This window comes from Sphingomonas sp. SORGH_AS_0438 (genome assembly GCF_031453475.1).
GTDB lineage: Bacteria > Pseudomonadota > Alphaproteobacteria > Sphingomonadales > Sphingomonadaceae > Sphingomonas.
The window spans coordinates 581,075-599,923 of record NZ_JAVIZS010000001.1 but is presented as its reverse complement, the minus strand read 5'-3'; the positions used below and the strand labels follow the sequence as shown (position 1 = coordinate 599,923).

Annotated in this window: 21 protein-coding genes; 11 read left to right on the top strand and 10 right to left on the bottom strand. The window is 66.2% G+C overall.

The genetic code is table 11. From position 1 onward, the window contains the following. Nucleotides 1-10 precede the first annotated feature (10 nt). The 6 genes from QE452_RS02905 (at nt 11) to QE452_RS02880 (ending at nt 4,574) form a co-directional block, all read left to right on the top strand. A complete protein-coding gene (locus QE452_RS02905) occupies nt 11-877 on the top strand; it encodes a manganese catalase family protein (RefSeq protein ID WP_309658588.1) in 867 nt (288 codons plus the stop codon). A gap of 66 nt (nt 878-943) precedes the next feature. Beyond that, nucleotides 944-1,471, top strand: a complete 528-nt coding sequence (locus QE452_RS02900; protein WP_309658587.1) for a DUF4142 domain-containing protein — start codon at nt 944-946, stop codon at nt 1,469-1,471. Nucleotides 1,472-1,529: 58 nt separating this feature from the next. Then, nucleotides 1,530-2,372 (top strand): MBL fold metallo-hydrolase, encoded by an 843-nt coding sequence (locus QE452_RS02895; protein ID WP_309729567.1) that lies wholly within the window; start codon nt 1,530-1,532, stop codon nt 2,370-2,372. Nucleotides 2,373-2,398: 26 nt separating this feature from the next. Then, the gene (locus tag QE452_RS02890) at nt 2,399-2,923 is read left to right on the top strand and encodes a ferritin-like domain-containing protein (RefSeq protein WP_309658585.1); all 525 of its coding nucleotides are present in this window, start codon (nt 2,399-2,401) and stop codon (nt 2,921-2,923) included. Beyond that, the gene (locus QE452_RS02885; RefSeq protein ID WP_309658584.1) at nt 2,920-3,690 is read left to right on the top strand and encodes a histidine phosphatase family protein; all 771 of its coding nucleotides are present in this window, start codon (nt 2,920-2,922) and stop codon (nt 3,688-3,690) included. Before QE452_RS02890 ends, QE452_RS02885 begins: the two co-directional genes overlap by 4 nt. Continuing rightward, entirely contained in the window at nt 3,687-4,574 is an 888-nt protein-coding gene (locus QE452_RS02880; protein WP_309729564.1) for an NAD(P)H-hydrate dehydratase, read from the top strand. The genes QE452_RS02885 and QE452_RS02880 overlap by 4 nt, the downstream gene beginning before the upstream one ends. A gap of 352 nt (nt 4,575-4,926) precedes the next feature. On the opposite strand, the gene QE452_RS02875 is transcribed toward QE452_RS02880, so the two are convergent. The 3 genes from QE452_RS02875 to QE452_RS02865 all read right to left on the bottom strand — a co-directional run bounded on the left by QE452_RS02875 (nt 4,927) and on the right by QE452_RS02865 (nt 7,072). Further along, nucleotides 4,927-5,487, bottom strand: a complete 561-nt coding sequence (locus tag QE452_RS02875) for an alpha-ketoglutarate-dependent dioxygenase AlkB (protein ID WP_309658582.1) — start codon at nt 5,485-5,487, stop codon at nt 4,927-4,929. Then, nucleotides 5,487-6,569 carry a DNA polymerase IV gene (gene dinB / locus QE452_RS02870; protein WP_309658581.1) on the bottom strand — a complete coding sequence of 361 codons (1,083 nt, stop codon included), beginning with the start codon at nt 6,567-6,569 and terminating at the stop codon, nt 5,487-5,489. Before dinB ends, QE452_RS02875 begins: the two co-directional genes overlap by 1 nt. Before the next feature lie 155 nt (nt 6,570-6,724). After that, nucleotides 6,725-7,072 carry a helix-turn-helix domain-containing protein gene (locus QE452_RS02865; protein ID WP_294200023.1) on the bottom strand — a complete coding sequence of 116 codons (348 nt, stop codon included), beginning with the start codon at nt 7,070-7,072 and terminating at the stop codon, nt 6,725-6,727. 100 nt (nt 7,073-7,172) lie between these two features. Here QE452_RS02865 and QE452_RS02860 point away from each other — a divergent pair, with 100 nt between their 5' ends. Next, nucleotides 7,173-8,204, top strand: a complete 1,032-nt coding sequence (locus QE452_RS02860; RefSeq protein WP_309658580.1) for a zinc-binding alcohol dehydrogenase family protein — start codon at nt 7,173-7,175, stop codon at nt 8,202-8,204. 40 nt (nt 8,205-8,244) lie between these two features. Here the strand turns inward: QE452_RS02860 and QE452_RS02855 are convergent, their stop codons facing one another. Together QE452_RS02855 and QE452_RS02850 are read right to left on the bottom strand one after the other, a co-directional pair. Then, nucleotides 8,245-8,850, bottom strand: a complete 606-nt coding sequence (locus tag QE452_RS02855; RefSeq protein WP_309658579.1) for a DJ-1/PfpI family protein — start codon at nt 8,848-8,850, stop codon at nt 8,245-8,247. Further along, on the bottom strand, nt 8,850-9,692 hold the full coding sequence (locus tag QE452_RS02850) for a PhzF family phenazine biosynthesis protein (RefSeq protein ID WP_309658578.1): 843 nt from the start codon (nt 9,690-9,692) through the stop codon (nt 8,850-8,852). The genes QE452_RS02855 and QE452_RS02850 overlap by 1 nt, the downstream gene beginning before the upstream one ends. A gap of 106 nt (nt 9,693-9,798) precedes the next feature. Between QE452_RS02850 and QE452_RS02845 the strand changes: the two genes are divergently transcribed. Further along, nucleotides 9,799-11,211, top strand: a complete 1,413-nt coding sequence (locus tag QE452_RS02845) for a PLP-dependent aminotransferase family protein (protein ID WP_309658577.1) — start codon at nt 9,799-9,801, stop codon at nt 11,209-11,211. Here QE452_RS02845 and QE452_RS02840 read toward each other — a convergent pair. Further along, entirely contained in the window at nt 11,191-12,108 is a 918-nt protein-coding gene (locus QE452_RS02840) for a LysR family transcriptional regulator (RefSeq protein ID WP_309658576.1), read from the bottom strand. The two genes, QE452_RS02845 and QE452_RS02840, sit on opposite strands and share 21 nt — an antisense overlap. Before the next feature lie 91 nt (nt 12,109-12,199). Between QE452_RS02840 and QE452_RS02835 the strand changes: the two genes are divergently transcribed. After that, nucleotides 12,200-13,234, top strand: a complete 1,035-nt coding sequence (locus tag QE452_RS02835) for an aldo/keto reductase (RefSeq protein WP_309658575.1) — start codon at nt 12,200-12,202, stop codon at nt 13,232-13,234. A gap of 13 nt (nt 13,235-13,247) precedes the next feature. Further along, nucleotides 13,248-14,411 carry an MFS transporter gene (locus QE452_RS02830; protein WP_309658574.1) on the top strand — a complete coding sequence of 388 codons (1,164 nt, stop codon included), beginning with the start codon at nt 13,248-13,250 and terminating at the stop codon, nt 14,409-14,411. Between the two features lie 23 nt (nt 14,412-14,434). On the opposite strand, the gene QE452_RS02825 is transcribed toward QE452_RS02830, so the two are convergent. From QE452_RS02825 to QE452_RS02815, 3 genes are read right to left on the bottom strand one after another with little or no spacing between them, the layout of a single operon-like run. Then, nucleotides 14,435-14,971, bottom strand: coding sequence for a GNAT family N-acetyltransferase (locus tag QE452_RS02825; protein WP_309658573.1), 537 nt, complete (start codon nt 14,969-14,971; stop codon nt 14,435-14,437). Beyond that, nucleotides 14,968-15,885, bottom strand: a complete 918-nt coding sequence (locus tag QE452_RS02820) for a GNAT family N-acetyltransferase (protein WP_309658572.1) — start codon at nt 15,883-15,885, stop codon at nt 14,968-14,970. The genes QE452_RS02825 and QE452_RS02820 overlap by 4 nt, the downstream gene beginning before the upstream one ends. 40 nt (nt 15,886-15,925) lie before the next feature. Continuing rightward, nucleotides 15,926-16,822 (bottom strand): AraC family transcriptional regulator, encoded by an 897-nt coding sequence (locus QE452_RS02815; RefSeq protein WP_309658571.1) that lies wholly within the window; start codon nt 16,820-16,822, stop codon nt 15,926-15,928. Nucleotides 16,823-16,971: 149 nt separating this feature from the next. On the opposite strand from QE452_RS02815, the gene QE452_RS02810 reads away from it, so the two are divergent. Next, the gene (locus tag QE452_RS02810) at nt 16,972-17,988 is read left to right on the top strand and encodes an aldo/keto reductase (RefSeq protein ID WP_294239850.1); all 1,017 of its coding nucleotides are present in this window, start codon (nt 16,972-16,974) and stop codon (nt 17,986-17,988) included. Nucleotides 17,989-18,056: 68 nt separating this feature from the next. Here the strand turns inward: QE452_RS02810 and QE452_RS02805 are convergent, their stop codons facing one another. Continuing rightward, a complete protein-coding gene (locus QE452_RS02805) occupies nt 18,057-18,797 on the bottom strand; it encodes a metallophosphoesterase family protein (RefSeq protein WP_309658570.1) in 741 nt (246 codons plus the stop codon). Nucleotides 18,798-18,849: the final 52 nt, after the last annotated feature.

The following is an 18,849-nucleotide window of genomic DNA, read 5'->3' as shown; positions in this document are numbered from 1 at the left end:
GGGATCTACGATGGAGACTTTCATGTATTATCACGACAAGCGACTGCAGTTCCCCGTCACCGTCGACAAGCCCAATCCGGCGTTCGCCCGGATGCTGCAACAGGCAATCGGCGGCGTCGAAGGCGAGATCCGCGTTTGCATGCAGTATTTCTTTCAGGCATGGGGCAATCGCGCGCCGACGACGACCTATCGCGACATGCTGCTGCACACCGCGACCGAGGAAATCGGGCACATCGAAATGCTGGCGACCGCCGTCGCGCTGAACCTCGAAACGGCACCGGCGTCGTTGCAGGAAGAAGGTGCTGCGGATTCGATTGTCGGTGCCGTCATGGGCGGCCATAGCGCCAAGGCGTCGATCGAGGGCATGATCCACAAGAACCTGCTGTCGGGAGGAATGGCGGCGATGCCAATCGATTCCGACGGCGTGCCGTTCAACATGAGCCACATCTATGCCAGCGGTAACGTGGCGGCGGACATGTATTGCAACGTCGCGGCGGAAAGTACCGGACGTGTGCTCGCGGTCCGCCTGTTCAACGCCACCGACGACGACGGCATGAAGAAAATGCTGCACTACATGATCGCCCGCGACACCATGCACCAGCAGCAGTGGCTGGCGGTGATCGAGGAACTGGGCGGCGCATCGGCCAATCTTCCCGTCCCCAACTCCTTCCCGCAGGAGATGGAGGATCAGGCGAACAACTATAATTTCTACGCCACCTCGGTCGACGGCACGTATCCCGAAGGCCGCTGGACGCAGGGACCTTCGGTCGACGGACGCGGCGAGTTCACCGTGTTCCAGAACAAGCCGCTGGGTCAGGAACCGATCCTCGGCCCGGCACGGCCCGACAGCGGCGCGCAGGACCAGCAGATCGGCTGACCGGACGGGCGGTCGTCCGATGGCGGCCGCCCTTTGTCCCCACGACTTTATCCAAGGAACACCCCGATGAGCCGTCCTACCCTGATGGTCGCGCTGGCGCTTGCCGGCATCACTACCCCCGCGCTGGCGCAGACCCCGCCGCCGCCGCCGCCCGCCGAAGCGCGGGTACAAGCCGCCTCCTATGTCATGGCCGCCGGCCAGAGCGACCTGTACGAAATCAACTCCAGCCAGATTGCGATGCAGAAGTCCCAGAACGCCGCCGTTCGTCGCTACGCCGGCATGCTGGTGAAGCATCATCAGAAGACGACCGCTGCTACGGTCGCCGCGGCGCGCAAGGCGGGCATGACGCCGCCGGCGCCGATGCTCGATCCAGGTGCCGCCGCGTCGATCGCCGAACTGCAATCGGCCAGCCCAGCGGATTTCGATCGCCTGTATCTCGGCCAGCAGGTCCCGGCGCACCAAGCCGCGCTCGACCTGCACAAGAGCTATAGCACTGGTGGCGATAAGCCGCAGCTGCAAGCGACCGCGCGCAAGGCGGTGCCGATCGTGCAGCAGCATCTGACGCTGGCGCAGACGATGATGCGCGCAATGTAGGACTGGCGCGGCCGGGGACGTCCGAGGACGCCCCCGGCCCGAACCGTGAGGGTATTCGATGCGCATCCATCATCTGAACTGCGGCACCGACTGCCCGTTGGGCGGCGCGCTGTTCGACGGACGCAGCCATGGGCCGCTGGGTCATCTCGTCTGCCATTGCCTGTTGATCGAAACCAATGCCCATGGGCTGGTGTTGGTCGACACCGGCTACGGCCTGCGCGACGTCGCCGACGCCTGCGCGCGCTTGCCCCTCCCTTGGCGCCTGATGCTGAACATCCGTCTCCGCAAAGAGGAAACGGCAATCCATCAAATACGGGCACTCGGGTTCAACGCCTCGGACGTACGCCATATCGTGCTGACCCATCTCGACTTTGATCATGCCGGTGGTTTGGAAGATTTCCCGCACGCAACGGTCCACGTCATGCAGCGGGAATATGACGACGCCACCGTTCCACACACTGGCTTCGTCGCACGCAATCGCTGGCAGGAACGCCAACTGGACGGCGTAACCGACTGGCGACGCTATGGCGCGGGCGGCGATCCGTGGTTCGGTTTCGATGCGGTCCGCGATCTCGATGGACTGCCGCCGGAAATATTGCTCGTGCCGCTGCCTGGCCATACCTGGGGCCATACCGGCGTCGCGATACGCGGCGATGATGGTCGCTGGCTGCTGCATGCCGGCGACGCCTATTTCTATCGTGGCGAAATGCGGCGGGCGCGACGTCACTGCACCCCGGGCCTACGCGCCTATCAACGGCTGATGGAAGTAGACGCCACCAGTCGCATGACGAACCAGGAACGGTTGCGCCGCCTGTCGATCGAACGGCGCCACAGCGTCACGGTCACTTGTTCCCATGATCCGGTCGAACTTGAACGCTGTCAGGCCGGACATCCCCTTTGACCCGCAAAATCCTGCAGGAGATTCATATGACCACCCGCCCCGAGATCCTTCGCGAACTATTCGTTACCGGCCTACGCAACGCGCATGCGGTCGAGAAGCAGGCGCTGTCGATCATGACCCCGCAGGTCGAACGCATCATCAACTATCCCGAGGTCGCCGACCGGCTGCGGCTGCACATCGAAGAGACCCATGGGCAGATTGCGCGATTGGACGAAATCTTGGTCGGCCTCGATACGTCCGCTTCGACACTGAAGGACACCGCACTCAGCATGTCAGGCGGTATGGCAGCGATCGTGCACAGCGTCGCCGGAGACGAAATCCTCAAGAACAGCTACGCCAACTACGCCTTCGAGCATTTCGAGATCGCGGCCTACAAATCGCTGCTGACGTTGGCGGACGACGCCGGCTTCGCCCAAGCGACGAAGGCGCTTCGCCAGTCGCTGGCGGAGGAAGAGGCGATGGCGGCATGGATCGACCAGTCGCTCCCCGACGTCACCCGACGCTATGCCAGCCTGTATGCCGAAGCCGGCAGCAGCGAGGCGAAAGTTTGAGCGCCGCACGCTGGCCGGAACGCCTGTGGATCGTGCGCCACGGGGAAAGCGCCGGTAATGTCGCGCGCGATCGGGCGCATGCGCTTGGCGTCGACCGGATCGACCTGTCTTCCCGTGACGTCGACATTCCCCTGTCCGCGCTAGGGGAGGAACAGGCGCGAGCGTTGGGCCAATGGTTCGCCGAACAACTGGTGACAGACCGTCCCGACGTGCTGTTCGCCTCACCTTACCTCCGTGCACAGGAAACCGCGCGGCTGTTCCGGGCGGCGGGCGGGGCCGATGGCGACGAACCGATTTGCATCGACGAACGGCTACGTGAGAAAGAGTTCGGCATTCTGGATGGCCTGACGACAAGCGGCGTAGCGTCGATTCATCCCGAACAGGCGGAATTCCGCCGGCTGGTCGGCAAATTCTATCATCGTCCGCCGGGCGGCGAGAGCTGGTGCGACGTTATCTTTCGGCTACGGTCGCTGCTCGACACGATTGCGCTACATCATGCCGGGCAGCGGGTGATGATCGTAGCGCATCAAGTGGTCGTACTGTGCCTGCGCTATGTCGTCGAACGCCTGTCAGAAGCGGAGATACTTGCGATCGACGCTGAAGGCGACGTCGCCAATGCCTCCGTGACCGAATATAGGTTTGACCCCGCCGGTGGCGGCCACGGGTCGATGGCGCTCGTCCGTTACAATGCGGTGCCCCATCTGGCCAAGCATGATACGGCGGCGGTAACGGTTGAATCCGAACGCACGGCAGGCGTGCGGGGATGAGCGTCGACTCTATCCGATTGGACAGCGAATGGATCGCTGCGAATCCGCTGCCCGTGCATGGGCTGGGCACAACCAAAAACAGCCGCGGTCGCGTGTTGGCAATCGGCGCTTCTCGGCAAGTGCCCGGTGCGTTGCGTCTGACCGGTGAGGCCGCATTGCGGGTCGGTGCTGGCAAGCTGCAGATGGCAGTGCCCGCATCGATTGCCCTACCGTTGGGACTGTTAACCCCCGAGGCAGCCGTCATAGCACTCCCCGAGGACGATGCTGGAGAGATCGACGCGAAAGAAGCGGGTGGCATGCTCGACGGCCTCATGGATACTTGCGACACGGTAGTCGTGGGTCCGGGCGTAAGCAACCCTGACGGGGCAAGGCGAATCCTCAAGCTCGTGCTTGACCTTGCAGCGGAATCTACACTGCTGGTCATCGATGCGATGACTATCGGGTGTCTGCGCGATCTTAGTGCGGAGGCAGTTAAGTTCCGAGATCGAATTGTCCTGACCCCCCATTATGGGGAAATGGCTGTGCTGACCGGCCGAAGCGAAAAGGACATCGCCAACGACCCCGCGACTGTCGTCGCCGATGTCGCGGATCAATACGGTGCAGTCGTAGTCCTGAAGGGGTCCGACACCGTGATCGGTACGCCAGATGGAACGGTGCTGTATTACGGAGGAGGCGGCACCGGGCTTGCCACAGGCGGATCCGGCGATGTTCTAGCAGGCGCCATCGGCGGGTTGCTCGCGCGCGGCACGGCGCCGCTGGTCGCCGCCGGGTGGGGCGTTTGGCTGCATGGTCAGGCTGCTCGCCGCGTGGCGACGGCACGGGGGCCGATCGGGTTCCTGGCGCGAGAAATCGCTAACGAATTTCCTCGACTTTTGCCGCAGTAACCGCGCGTAGGTTTGGGAGCTACTAGAATAGGATACCCGATGGTGATCTAACAAGCGGACTTGCTAATCTTAGGATTACCTGACTTGAACGACCCATTTTGAGCCGTTGCACAATCTGTATTCACGACCACCGCCGGACGTCCAGACCCTTCTCCCACCATGAACGGATGTCCGCTTAGCAAGGTCGCTTGTCGAAAGCGGACCGGCGGCTTTCCACCAAGAACTGCCGCCACCCGTGTAGATCATCTAGGCTTTGGAAAGACCCTGTACGCTCATGATCGAATTCGGTTTGCTTTCGAACAGCATGCCACATGATTAACTGGCGCCCTTCGGGTGCAATCTGTCTTAGTGGTCACCGCCGTTTCACGAGACTGCGAAACGTAATTGACCATCGCGGCCGTTCCATTGGAGCGATGCTATGCTCCCAGTCGTGTCGGGCGGGTCCGCTCATGTGATAGCCGCCCCGCGGTTCGAGCGGCAACGACACCCGGTCGAAGCCGCCGCCGCGCCGCCGCCGGAAGCGCATCGTCGCCGGTTCGCCGAGGGAGATGCCGAGGACATGGCCGTAGATGGGTCGGTCCCGATGCCAGCCAATCCCGGCGCTTGGGTCGTAGCGGATGAGCAGCGCCTGGATCAGCGCCTCGGGCGCGAGGCCGGCGAAATTGGCCGCCCGGTCGCGAATGGGGAGAAGCCAATCCGGCATCGGTGGCGCATCCTTCGGGCGCCCGACCTCGAAGTCGTAACTCCATCCGAAAGACGTTGTCAGCCGCTTGCCTGTCCAGCCCTGAAAGCGGAACGGCTCGAGGTCGGTCGCGTCGATCCGCTCGATCAGCATGCGCTCCTCGTCCGCCGTGATCAGGTTGGCCCACGTAGCAAGTCCGGCCAGTAGCGGCGCATCGAACAGGTCGAGCATCACGCCGCCGCCTCAGCAAACATCCGCAATTCGGTCGCTGCCGGAGTCTCGGCTTTGGCGAAATTCGACACCGTTACGCCGACCAGCCTTATCCCCTTCGGGGTCGGCAGAACCGACCGGATCAGGTCGAGCGCTGCGCGGCGCAGGCCTTCGCGACTGATGACCGCCAAGGGCTGGCTGCGCCGCCGGGTGATCTGATGGAAGTCAGCGTATTTGACCTTCACCGTGACGGTGCGGCCGAAGGCTTGCCGTCCCTCGCACCAGTCCCAGACATCGTCGGCCATCTTGAGAACGCCGGCCTCGATCTCCCCGGGGTCCGTCAGGTCGCGGTTGAACGTCGTTTCCGACCCCGACGACTTGCGCACGCGGTTCGGATTGACCGGACGGTCGTCTTCCCCGCGCGCGATGGCGTGATACCATTCGGCGGAACTGCCGAAATGCTGCTGCAGGAACGCCAGCGATCGGGCGCGCAGATCAGCCCCGGTCTCGATCCCCAGCCGCTTCATCTTCTCCGTCGTCACCGGCCCGACGCCGTGGAAGCGGCTGACGGGCAGCGTCTCGACCCAAGCGGCACCCATGTCCGGCGTGACCGCGAACTGGCCATTCGGCTTGCGGTGATCGGAGGCGAGCTTGGCCAAGAATTTGTTGTACGAAATACCCGCCGACGCGGTCAGGCCGGTCTCCGCCAGAATGTCGGCGCGGATCGCCTTGGCGGTCAACCATGCGGTTTCCAGGCCGCGCTTGTTCGCGGTGACGTCGAGATAGGCCTCGTCGAGCGACAAGGGCTGGATCACGTCGGTATAGCGCGCGAACACGTCATGGATCTGGCGCGAGACGTCGCGATACACTTCGAAGCGGGGCGGCACGAAGATCAGGTCGGGACAGCGGCGCAGCGCGGTGACTGAGGGCAAAGCAGAGCGAACGCCGAACGTGCGCGCCTCATAGCTGGCCGCCGCCACCACGCCCCGTGCGGCGGCATGACCGACCGCAACCGGCTTGCCACGCAGCAACGGATCGTCACGCTGCTCCACCGACGCGAAGAAGGCGTCCATGTCCACGTGAATGATCTTACGCACCGCCATGCGCACCTTTTAACGCATGCGGAACAGGATGTGAACATATTGTGCGAAACGTCGGAAACCCGTCGCTTATCCCACATGCCCATCTCTTGCCCTACATCCGGGCACGACGCCGTTCGAGCAATGCCGTGAACGTCGCCGACGCATCAGCCGGATGATCACCGCCGCGCGAAGAGGTCCATATTCGCGTCGCCCCAATCCTTGAGCGCCGCGATGATCGGCGACAGGGATCGGCCACGATCCGACAGGCTGTATTCGACGCGCGGCGGCACCTGAGCGAAGACCTCGCGCTCGATCAGGCCATCGGCCTCCAGTTCGCGCAGCTGGTTGGTCAGCATGCGCGGCGTCACGTCCCCGGCACGGCGGCGCAGTTCGTTGAAGCGCGTGCGTCCGTCCTGCAGATGGTAGAGGATCACCGCCTTCCACTTCCCATCGATCAGGCTCACCGCCGCCTCGACGGCGCAGCCCGGGGTACAATCGAGGCGGGAGTGGCGGGCTTTCGCCATCAGGGCGGTATCCTTTTCGACACTATGAGCGTTTTTTGTGCCTACGACATAAGCTGACACCGTCTCTATCTCGCGTGCGTCAGCAAAAGGAGCAAGACCCATGCGCGCCATAGCCTATCGCCAGCCCGGCCCGATCGACCGGGCCGATGCCCTGATCGACGTAGAACTGCCACGGCCCATTCCGACCGGGCGTGACATCCTGGTCGCAGTCCGAGCTATCTCGGTGAACCCGGTCGATGCGAAGGTCCGCACCGGCGCCGCGCCGTTCGACGGGCGTGACGAGCGCATCCTCGGCTGGGATGCGGCGGGCATCGTCGAGGCGGTCGGCCCGGAGGCCACCCGCTTCAAGGTGGGTGACGAGGTCTTCTATGCGGGCGACCTGATGCGCGACGGCAGCAATGCGGAATATCAGCTGGTCGACGAGCGGATCGTCGGCCATCGCCCCCGCAGCATCGCCTTCGCGGAGGCGGCGGCGTTGCCGCTAACCGCGATCACGGCCTGGGAAACCCTGTTCGACCGGTTGAAGGTCGACGACCAGCCGGCTGGCGGCGCCCGTGCCATCCTGATCATCGGCGGCGCGGGTGGTGTCGGTTCCGCGGCGATCCAGATCGCGCGGGCCCGCACCGACCTGACCGTGATCGCCACTGCCTCGCGCGCCGAGACGCAAGGCTGGGTGCGCGACCTCGGCGCGCATCATGTCATCGATCATTCCCGGCCGATGGCACCGCAGATCGCCGCGTTGGAGATCGGCGCGCCCGCCTTCGTCTTCTCGACCACCCACACCGACCGCCATCTGGCAGATATCGCCGAGCTGATCGCGCCGCAGGGGCGCTTCGCGCTGATCGACGATCCCGCCAGCCTCGACATCGTCGCCTTCAAGCGCAAGGCGGTGTCGGTCCATTGGGAATTGATGTTCACCCGATCGCTCTTCGACACACCGGACGTCGGCGAGCAGGGTCGACTGCTGGACGCGGTGGCCGAACTGGTGGACGAAGGACGCATTCGCACCACGGCGACCGACACGCTCTCGCCGATCAATGCCGCTAACCTGATCGAGGCGCACCGCCGGATCGAGAGCGCCACCACGCGGGGCAAGATCGTCCTGGAAGGCTGGGACAGTCCGCAGGCGTAAGCTCGACGCAGGTTCCTAACGAACTGAGCGCGCGAGCGGGTCAGGCGAATGCCAACTCGCCCGCGACGACCGCCATGGCATGATCGACGAAGCGCGCCTTCTCGCCGACCGGCGCGACGTAATGGAGCGCCGCGCGCGCCAGTTCGGGCTCGCCTCCGCGGGCGATCAGCCATGCGGCGAGATAGGGCGCAGCAAGACAACCGCCCGCCGTCGCGACATTGCCATGAGCGGCGAACGGTGCGCCGATGACCGTGACACCGACCTCCACTACCCATGGCTTGGTGGCGAGGTCGGTGCAGGCTGGCAAATCACCGATCAGGCCGAGCTTGGCCAGCAGCAGCGTCCCCGAACATTGCGCCGCGATCAACTGCCGCGTTGGATCGAGGCGAAGCCAGGCGAGCATTGCCGGATCGGCGGCAATCTCACGCGTGCGGACTCCGCTGCCAATCAGCACCGCATCCGCCTCCTCGAGAAATGCGAGCGGCCGTTGGCGGTGGACCACGACGCCGTTCATCGACGTCACCGTCTCGGTCGGCGCGGTGATGTGCGCGGCCCAGCCATGCGGGCGAAGCCGGTTGATGATCGCGGCAGCCACGAACGAATCCAGTTCGTTGAAGCCGTCGAAGGTCAGGACCGCGACCTGCATCACCCTTGCGTCCGTCCGGAGAACAGCGTCCGCGTCGCACCGGCGACCCAAACCTGGCCGGTTTCATCCTGCGAGACATGGATACGCCCGCTCCGCCCGAGGCGCGTGCCCTGAGTGGCGACATAGCTGCCGCTTGCCCGACCGCTGGCGAACAGCCACTGGCCGACCGAGGCGTTGAGGCTGCCGGTCACCGGGTCCTCGATCAGCCCGCCGTGTGCGTCGGTGAAGAGCGCGCGCAGTTCGAACGCGACCTCGCTGCCGGGCGCATGTGGTCCGACGATGCCGATGTCGATATGCTCGGGGTGGTGCCGCGCCGGCTCGACCGCCAGCACCGCCTCCGCCGACTCCAGCATGACCGCGATCCAGCCGGGGCCATTGTCTGCCCAGGCGGCATCGACGATTGCCGCGCGGTCGATCCGCAGCAGTTCGGCGACCTGAGCGATCTCAGCCTCGGTCGGCGTGCCGCCGCGCAGCAGCGGTGGGGCGGCAAAGGCAAGCCGATCGCCATCGCGCCGGATCGTGACCAGCCCGACACCGCATTCCTGCACGATCACGCCGTCCTGCTTCGGCTGTCCGCCCGCTTCCGCCCACGCATGCGCACTCCCCAAGGTAGGGTGACCGGCGAAGGGTAGTTCGTGCGCCATGGTGAAGATGCGCACGCGATAGTCGGCGGCCGGATCGGTCGGCGGCAGCAGGAAGGTCGTCTCCGAGAAGTTCAACCAGCTTGCGATCGCCTGCATCTCGTCCGTCGTCAGGCCATCGGCATCGGCGATGACGGCCAGCGGGTTGCCGGTCAGCGGATCGGTGCCGAATACGTCAACGAGGCGGAACGGGCGGGTCACGGGCATCTCCTGTTGATGATGGCTGGTCCTATCGCGGGGCAACTGGCGCTGACAGATACACATTGGTACGATCATGCCGAACTGTATTGGTGAGAACGGCAGTACGATGACGAGCGCCCCCGACGAAACCCGCACCGGCATGGTGGTCCGTGCGATCCGCGACCGGATCGATGCCCGCGCGCTGACGCCGGGCGCACGGCTGCCGTCGATCCGCGCGATGGCCGAGACGAGCGGCGTCGCGCGCTCGACGGTGGTCGAGGCCTATGATCGCCTTGCTGCCGAGGGGGTGATCCGGTCGCGACCGGGATCCGGCTTTTATGTTGCCGCGCCCTTGGCCCCGCTGGCGCTGGATCGGCTGGCCAGCACGAAAGAACGCGAGGTCGATCCGCTCTGGATGCTGCGCCAGTCGCTGGGCGAGCGACGGCACGAATTGATGCCGGGATGCGGCTGGCTGCCCGATGATTGGCTGGCGGGCGACGCACTCCGCAAGGCAATGCGCGGGGCGGCGCGATCCGGCGAGAACGGCACCTTGGCGGGTTATGCGTCCCCGTTGGGTTCGCCCCCGCTCAGGGCATTGTTGGCGAGGCGGATGGCGGATCAGGGGGTCGAAGCCGGCCCCAACCAGATCCTGCTGACCGACAGTGGCACCCATGCGCTCGATCTTGTGTGCCGCTTCCTGCTTCAGCCGGGTGATACCGTGCTGGTCGATGACCCGTGCTATTTCAACTTCCTGGCGCTGCTGCGGGCACACCGTGCCAAGGTAGTCGGCGTGCCGATGACACCCACCGGTCCGGACGTCGCCGTCTTCGCCGAGGCCGCCGCGACGCATCGGCCGCGCTTCTACCTGACCAACTCGGGCGTTCATAATCCGACCGGCGCGTCGCTCGCCGCCGCCACCGCGCACCGGCTGCTCAAGATCGCGGAGGCGCATGACATGGTCGTCGTCGAGGACGATATTTTCGCCGACTTCGAGCATACGCCGTCGCCACGATTGGCCGCCTTCGACGGCCTCGACCGGACGATCCGCATCGGCAGCTTCTCCAAGTCGCTGTCGGCGGCGGTGCGTTGCGGCCATATCGCGGCACGGCCCGACTGGATCGAAGGGCTGGCCGACCTGCGCATCGCGACCTCGATGGCGGGCAGTCCGCTCGCCGCCAACCTGCTGCACGCGGTGCTGACCGATGGCAGCTATCGGCGTCACGTCGACGGTGTCCGGACCCGGCTGGCCCGAGCGATGGCGCGTGTGGCGAAACGCCTCAGGGCCATTGGTATCGAGCCGTGGACCGACCCGGCGGCGGGCATCTTCCTCTGGGCGCGACTGCCGGACGGCGTCGATGCCGTCGATCTAGCCCGCCGCGCCATCGCCCAAGGCATTGTGCTCGCACCGGGGCCGGTGTTCAGCATCAGCGGCGGGTGGCGCGATCACATGCGCTTCAACGTCGCGATGAGCGATGACGACCGGCTGTACGCTTTCCTGAAAAAGGCCGTGTCGCACCCGCTACTCGAACCGGCTGGCTAGGCGCTCGACGAGAAAGTCGACGAACACCCGCACCCGCGCGGGCGTGGTGGAGCCCCCGACGAAGACCGCGTGGATCAGCTCGACGTCGCCCGGATTATAGTCCTCGAGCAGCGGCACGAGTCGGCCGTCCGCGATCTCAGCCGCGACGCTAAAGCGGCCGACCCGGGTGATGCCAACCCCGGCAGCGGCGAGATGACCCAGCGTCTCGCCATTGTTGGCGACGATGCCGCCGTCCACAGACAATGCGAAATCCCGGCCGTCGCGGCGGAACGGCCAGATCGGCTCGGCGCGGCGAAAGTTGAAGTTGAGGCAGTTATGGGCGTGCAGGTCTTCCGGAACCATAGGCGTGCCGGCTCGCGCCAGATAGTCGGGCGACGCCACGATCACCCGCCGCGCCTCGGACAATCTGCGGGCGGTGAGTCCGCTGTCGGCAAGCGGACCGAAGCGGATCGCGACATCGGCCTGACCCGCCGCGACATCGACAAGCGTGTCCGTCAGCGCGATATCGATCAGGATATGCGGATAGGCGCGCGCGAAGTCGCCGAGCAGCGGCACGACACACAAACGGCCATGCGCCAGCGCCGCACTGATCCGCAACCGTCCGCGCGGCGCGCCCTGGTCGGCGATCTGCTGCTCGGCATCGTCGAGATCGGCGAGGATACGGCGGGCTGCGAGCAGATAGGCTTGCCCCTCGGCGGTCAGCGTCAACGCGCGAGTGGAGCGTAGCAGCAGCCGCACGCCGAGCCGCGCCTCAATCCGGTCGATCGCCCGCGCCACGGCTGATGGCGTCAGCCCGAGCGTGCGGCCGGCGGCGGAGAAGCTGCCCTCCTCCACCACGCTGGCGAACAGGGCGAGAGCGCGAGCGCGATCGTCATTGCCGCTCATCTTTGCATCCAAGGCATAGATCCTTTGCACCGGCGGGCGGTTCCACCACGCTGCTTCACCGTCCATCTATGCGCCTGACAATGACATTCGCAAAGGAGGTGTCATGGAATATCGGCAATTGGGATCATCCGGCCTGCGCGTTCCGGCGCTGTCGTTCGGCGCGGGGACCTTCGGCGGCAAGGGACCGCTGTTCAGCGCCTGGGGCACAAGCGACGCCAGCGAGGCGCGGCGGCTGGTCGACATCTGCCTCGACGCCGGCGTGACGCTGTTCGACACCGCCGACGTCTATTCGGACGGCGCGTCGGAACAGGTGCTGGGCGAAGCGATCAAGGGGCGTCGCGACGCCGTCCTGATCTCGACCAAGACCGGCCTGCCGATGGGTGACGGCCCGCAGGACTGGGGCGCGTCGCGGGCGCGGCTGATCGGCGCGGTGGAAGCAGCATTGCGGCGGCTAGGCACCGACCGGATCGACCTGCTCCAGCTTCACGCCTTTGACGCCTCGACCCCAACGGAGGAGGTGATGGGCACGCTCGACCGGCTGATCGCGGACGGCAAGGTCCGCTATGCGGGCGTCTCCAACTATCCCGGCTGGCAGATCATGAAGGCGCAAGCGCTGGCCGATCGTCATGGCTGGCCGCGTCTGGTCGCCCATCAGGTCTATTACTCGCTGATCGGCCGGGCGTACGAATGGGCCCTCATGCCGCTGGCAGCGGATCAGGGGGTAGGCGGGCTGGTCTGGAGCCCGCTCGGCTGGGGTCGGCTGACCGGCAAGATCGGGCGGGGACGGCCGATCCCGGCCGGGAGCCGGTTGCACGAAACCGCTCAATTCGCGCCGCCGGTCGAGGACGAGCATCTCTACCGGGTCGTCGATGCGCTGGAAGCGGTGGCGGCCGAAGTGGGCAAGACCGTGCCGCAGGTCGCGATCAACTGGCTGCTGCGACGTCCGACCGTGTCGTCGGTCATCATCGGCGCGCGCGACGAGGCGCAGTTGCGCGACAATCTCGGCGCGGTCGGCTGGGCGCTGACGCCCGAGCAGGTGGCGACGCTCGACGCGGCAAGCGACGTGCTGCCGCCCTATCCGCACACCCCCTATCGGCAGCAGGAGGGTTTTGCCTGCCTCGCGCCGCCGATGATTTGAGGGAGCCACGCTCATGAAGTTCAACCTCGGATTGCTCGCGCTGGCGGTCGGCGCCTTCGGCATCGACGTGTCCGAGTTCGCGCCGATGGGCATGTTGCCGGTGATCGCGGCCGACCTGCACGTGTCGATCCCCGCCGCCGGGCTGCTGGTCAGCGCCTATGCGATGGGCGTGCTGATCGGCGCACCGCTGATGACACTCACCACGGGCCGGATCGACCGACGGACGCTGCTGATCGCATTGATGGGCATCTTCACGCTCGGCAACGCGCTGTCGGCGGTGGCGGGCGGCTATTGGATGCTGATGGCGGCGCGGGTCGTCACCTCGTTCAACCATGGCGCCTTCTTCGGCGTGGGGTCGGTGGTCGCGGCCAGCCTCGTGCCGCCGGACAAGCGCGCGGGCGCGGTGGCGGCGATGTTCACCGGGCTGACCGTCGCCACGATCGGCGGCGTGCCGGCGGCGACCTGGGTCAGCGAGGCGATCGGTTGGCGCACCGCCTTTGCCGGGATCGCAGGCGTCGGCGCGATCGCGATGCTGTCGCTGCGTCTCGCGCTGCCGCCGCTCCCCGCGACCGAGGGCGGCGACATGCGCGCTGAGCTGCGCGTGCTGACGCGCGGGCCGGTGGTGATGGCGCTGGCCCTGACCACGATCGGCTTCGGCGGTGTCTTCACCGTGTTCACCTATATCGTCCCGATCCTGCGCGATGTTACGCACGGTTCGACCGGCTATGTCACCGCGATGCTGATGCTGTTCGGCGTTGGCGCGACGATCGGCAACGGCCTCGGCGGGCGGCTGGCCGACCGTTCGGTCGACCGGGCGCTGATGACAATGCTGGCGATCATGGCGCTGACGCTGCTAGCGTTCACGATGCTGATGCAATGGCCGGTGACCGCCGCGATCGCCATCCTAATCTGGGGCATCGCCAGCTTCGCGATCGTGCCGCCCTTGCAGATGCGGGTGATGGACGCCGCCTCGGACGCGCCGAACCTCGCCTCCGCGATGAACATCGGTGCGTTCAATCTCGGCAATGCGATTGGCGCAGCGCTGGGCGGGGGTGTGATCGGGGTTGGGTTCGGACTGCCGGCCGTGTCGCTCGCGGGGGCAATGATGGCGGCGGTGGCACTGGCGATGCTGCTGGCGTTCCGGCGTCGGCCGAACGCCAAGGCCTGCCCGGCCTGACGGGCGGCGACATCAACCCTGGATCACAGCCGCTTCCGCATCCGGGTCAGCGGTACGACGACGCCATCGACATGGGTATCGGCGCGCTCAACCGGCTCGTAGCCGCAAGCCGCATAGAGCGGCACGCCGCCGGCCGTGCCCATCAGTTCTCCGGCGACGAACCCTTCCGCCCGTGCCGCCTGTTCGCAGTGGTCAAGTATCATCCGGCCGATCCCGCGCCGGACGTGATCCGGGTGCGTGTACATGGCGCGGATGCGGGCGGCGTCCTTCGCCGGATCGAGCAGCGCCGGGTCGCGCAATTCGGCGCTATGGTCGCCGCCATAGAGCGTCGCGCGCCGGCTCCATCCGCCGCAGCCGACCGGCACGCCATGGTCCTCGACGACGAAGTACGTGCCGTCGCGCACCAATTGCGTGTCGAGCCCCATCACCGAGCGACTGGCGACGATCTGCGCCGGGGTCAGCACTGCCGACTGGCCGCGATCGATCGACAGTGCCATCAGATCGCGGAGCGTCCCGAGGTCGGCTTCCGTCGCAAGGCGGATCGTCAGGTCGCCGCTCACGCCGCCAGTTCCAGCCGCCAGGTCTCGCCCTGAAGTGGAACGCCGAACCGCTCATGCATCGCCGTCTCGACACATGCGAAACCATGTGCGGCATAGAGGCGGCGCGCGGACTCCAGCACGGTGTGGGTCCACAGCGTCAACGCGCGATAGCCCTTCTCCCGTGCGAAGGTGACGCAAGCGCCGACCAGAGCGTCGCCGATGCCCAGGCGGCGGGCGAAGGGTTCGACATGCAGCAGCCTTAGCCGGGCAATGCCGTCGCCCTCGTCGGTGACGAACACCGCACCCGCCATGACCCCGTCGATCTCGGCGACCCAGCATTGCTCGCGCGCCGGATCGAAGTCGCGAAGGAACGCCGCGGTCACCTCGCTTTCGATCACCTCCAGTTCGCGACCCCAACCATGGCTTTCGGCATAGAGGAGCGACTGGCGTGCGGCGATCAGCGCGGGCTCGCCGGTACGGAAGGGCCGGATCACGAACGGGCCTCCCGATGCGGGATCCAGCAGCAGCCGCGCGCGCGTCAGGGCCTCGACCAGATCGCGCCGCGCTTGTCCGTCGACTGCCGCGAGCAGATCGCCAACGGCATGGCTCTGGCGGTGGTCGAGCGTGCCGAAGGCGTCACGTCCCGCATCGGTCAGCCGCAGGTCGCGCGCGCGGGCATCGTCGTCGCGACGCACGCGCACAATCCAGCCGCGCTTCTCGAAGCGTGCGACCAGGCGGCTGAGATAACCCGCGTCCATGCCCAGCGCGTCCTGCAATACGCTGGCGGTGACCGGCTCGCGCGTGGCGATCTCGAACAGCAAACGGGCTTCGGGCAGGCTCGCCTCGGTGCCCAGGAACCGGGCGTCGAGCGCGCCGATCGTCTGGGTGTAGAAGCGGTTGAACCGGCGGATGGCGGTGACGTCTGCATCTTCCATATCCGCCATGCTGGATCAACTTACTTGACAGAGTCAAGTATCAGGGCAGCGCAGGCTCCGGCACCAGTTGCGCGCGCATCGCTGCCGCATCCCGCCCCGGCGGTGCCCCGAACAGGCGGCGATAGTCGCGGCTGAACTGCGACAGACTTTCGTAACCGATCGCGAAGCCAACCCGCGCGACCTCCTCGGCAGCGACTAGGCGACGACGTGCTTCCTGCAAGCGGACCTGCTTCTGGAACTGCACCGGCGTCATCGTCGTCACCGCCTTGAAGTGGCGGTGGAAGCCGGGGACGCTCATATTCGCCAGCGCGGCGAGGTCCGCCACGCGCAGCGTCTCGGCATAATGATCGCGGATGAACGCCGTCGCGCACCCGATCCGCGCGGCATGGGTGTCGACCAGACCCATCTGGCGCAGCGCCGGCCCGAGCGCGCCGCCGAGCAGTCGCCAGACGATCTCGCGCCGGATCAGCGGGGCGAGCACCACCTGATCGGCCGGATGGTCGAGTAAATCCAGCAGCCGCCTGAGAGGATCGCGCAGCGCCGGGTCATGGTCGCTGGTCGCCAGCGCGTTGAAGGCGGCAGCTTGGCCCGGCACGCTGGCCTGCTCCGCCACCAGTTCGGCCACGGTCACCGGTTCGATCGCCAGCGACAGCGCCAGATAGGGCGCGTCGGCGCTCGCCCGCACGATGCGTGACGTGACCGGCAGGTCGACCGAGGCGAGCAGGCATTGGCCCTCGGCATAATGATAGGGCGTCGGCCCCAGCATCGACAGCTTCGCGCCCTGCACGACGAGGCAGAAGGACGGCCGATAGACCGTGCGGATGATGCCGGTCGGTTCCTCCGCACGGGTGATGAGCAGGCCCGGGATCGGCGTTTCGCGACCATGGACGAACCAATGGCGTTCGATCAGCCGGGCAAGGTCGGACAGCGTCGTCATGGCAGGCACCTTAGCTCCGCCGACCACCGAATGCACCGGCGCAAGCTCCACTTTGATAGGATCGGGCAGGACATTGATCGGATTGGCGTCGTCGGCCGTACGTTCGCTGCGTATCTCCGGCTCGTCCATTCCAATAGGAGTATCATCCCATGCGTATGCGCCAACTCGGCCATAGCGGCCTTTTTGTGTCCGAACTCTGCCTCGGCACCATGACCTTCGGCGGCAGCGAGGGCATCTGGGGCCAGATCGGCCAGCTTCGCCAGGACGAAGCCGATGCGCTGGTCCGGACCGCGCTCGATGCCGGCATCAACTTCATCGACACCGCCAATGTCTATGCCGGCGGCGAGAGCGAGCGTATCCTCGGCCAGTCGCTCAAGAACCTAGGCGTCGCCCGCGACAATGTCGTGATCGCGACCAAGGTGCTGGGGCCGATGGGCGACGGACCCAATGCGCGCGGCGCCTCGCGCGGCCACATCCTCAGCCAGTGCAAGCAGAGCCTCCAGCGGCTCGGCCTCGACCATATCGACCTCTACCAGATCCATGGCTTTGATCCTGCGACGCCGATCGAGGAGACGCTGGAGGCGCTCGACACGCTCGTCCGTCACGGTCACGTTCGCTATCTCGGCCTGTCCAACTGGGCGGCGTGGCAGGTGGTGAAAGCGGTCGGCATCACAGAGGCGCGGCGGCTCGCGCCGATCCTGTCGCTCCAAGCCTATTACACGCTGGTCGGCCGCGACCTGGAACGCGAGATCGTGCCGATGCTGCGGTCCGAGAAGATCGGGCTGATGGTGTGGAGCCCGCTGGCCGGCGGGTATCTGTCGGGCAAATATGATGGCGAGGGCCAGGCGGCGGACGGGCGGCGCGCGAATTTCGACTTTCCGCCGGTCGATCGCACCCGTGGTTCGGTGGTGATCCCCGAGATGCGCCGTATTGCCGAAGCGAAGGGCTGCACCGCCGCGCAGGTCGCGCTCGCCTGGCTGCTCCATCAGCCGGTGGTGACGAGCGTGATCGTCGGGGCCAAGCGGGTCGATCAGCTCACCGACAATATCGCCGCGACCCAGGTGTCGCTCGACGCGGACGATCTGGCTGCGCTCGATGCGGTGACCAAGCTGCCAGCGGAATATCCCGGCTGGATGCTCGAGCGCCAGGGCGGCTATCGCGCCTGACGGTCGCAGGTTCGGCGGGACGCTTTCTCGTCCCGCCACTCCGATCTAGCGTTCGAACAGGCGGCGGATCAGCCGGGCAGGAGACGGCCCGTCCGGGCGGCGTGGGCAAAGGCCGGAAAGCCGAAAGACTCCGCCTGACGCGCGGCGATTTCATAGTCATAGGGTACGCCGTGCAGTTGGGCCGCCCATCCGGCATTACGACGCTCGACGATGGCATAGCGCGCCAGCGGGCTACCCGCCTCCATGACATGCGGGGTCGCGCCCCAATCCCGGTAGCACGGCATCCCGACGCTACCGGAATTGACGATCATCACACCATCGACCGCCACGATGCGCGGCGTGTGCGTATGCCCGCACAGCACCAGACTGGCCGACCCGATCCCCTTCAGGCGTGGCCGGATGGCAGGGTCGGCATCCAGTGTCGCGCGGCCGGACGTCACGTCCTCGAGCAGATATTCCAGATCCCCGCCCGCCGGGCTGCCATGGCAGGCGAAGACATCGCCGTCGCAGAGGGTGAGCGTCGCGGGCAGACCCTCGATCCAGGCCCAATGCTCTTGGGTCAGGAGCGGCCGCGCCAGAACGTCGAAGGCGCCGTCGCTGCCGTCCTGCAACTGGCGCTCGTGGTTTCCAGCGATGGTCAGATAATGGGAGCGCATCTGAAGCTCGGCGCTTCCCGCAGGATCGAAGGGGCCGGATACGAGGTCACCCAGATTGATGATCAGGTCGGGCGCGGCGGCAGTCATTGCGTCGCGGACAGCCTGCAGCGCGGCCAGATTTCCATGTGCGTCGGCAATGACCCCGATCTTCAAAACTTCCCCCTTTGGTTGATACGCAGCAGCATGGCGGGCACTTCCTCCAAAC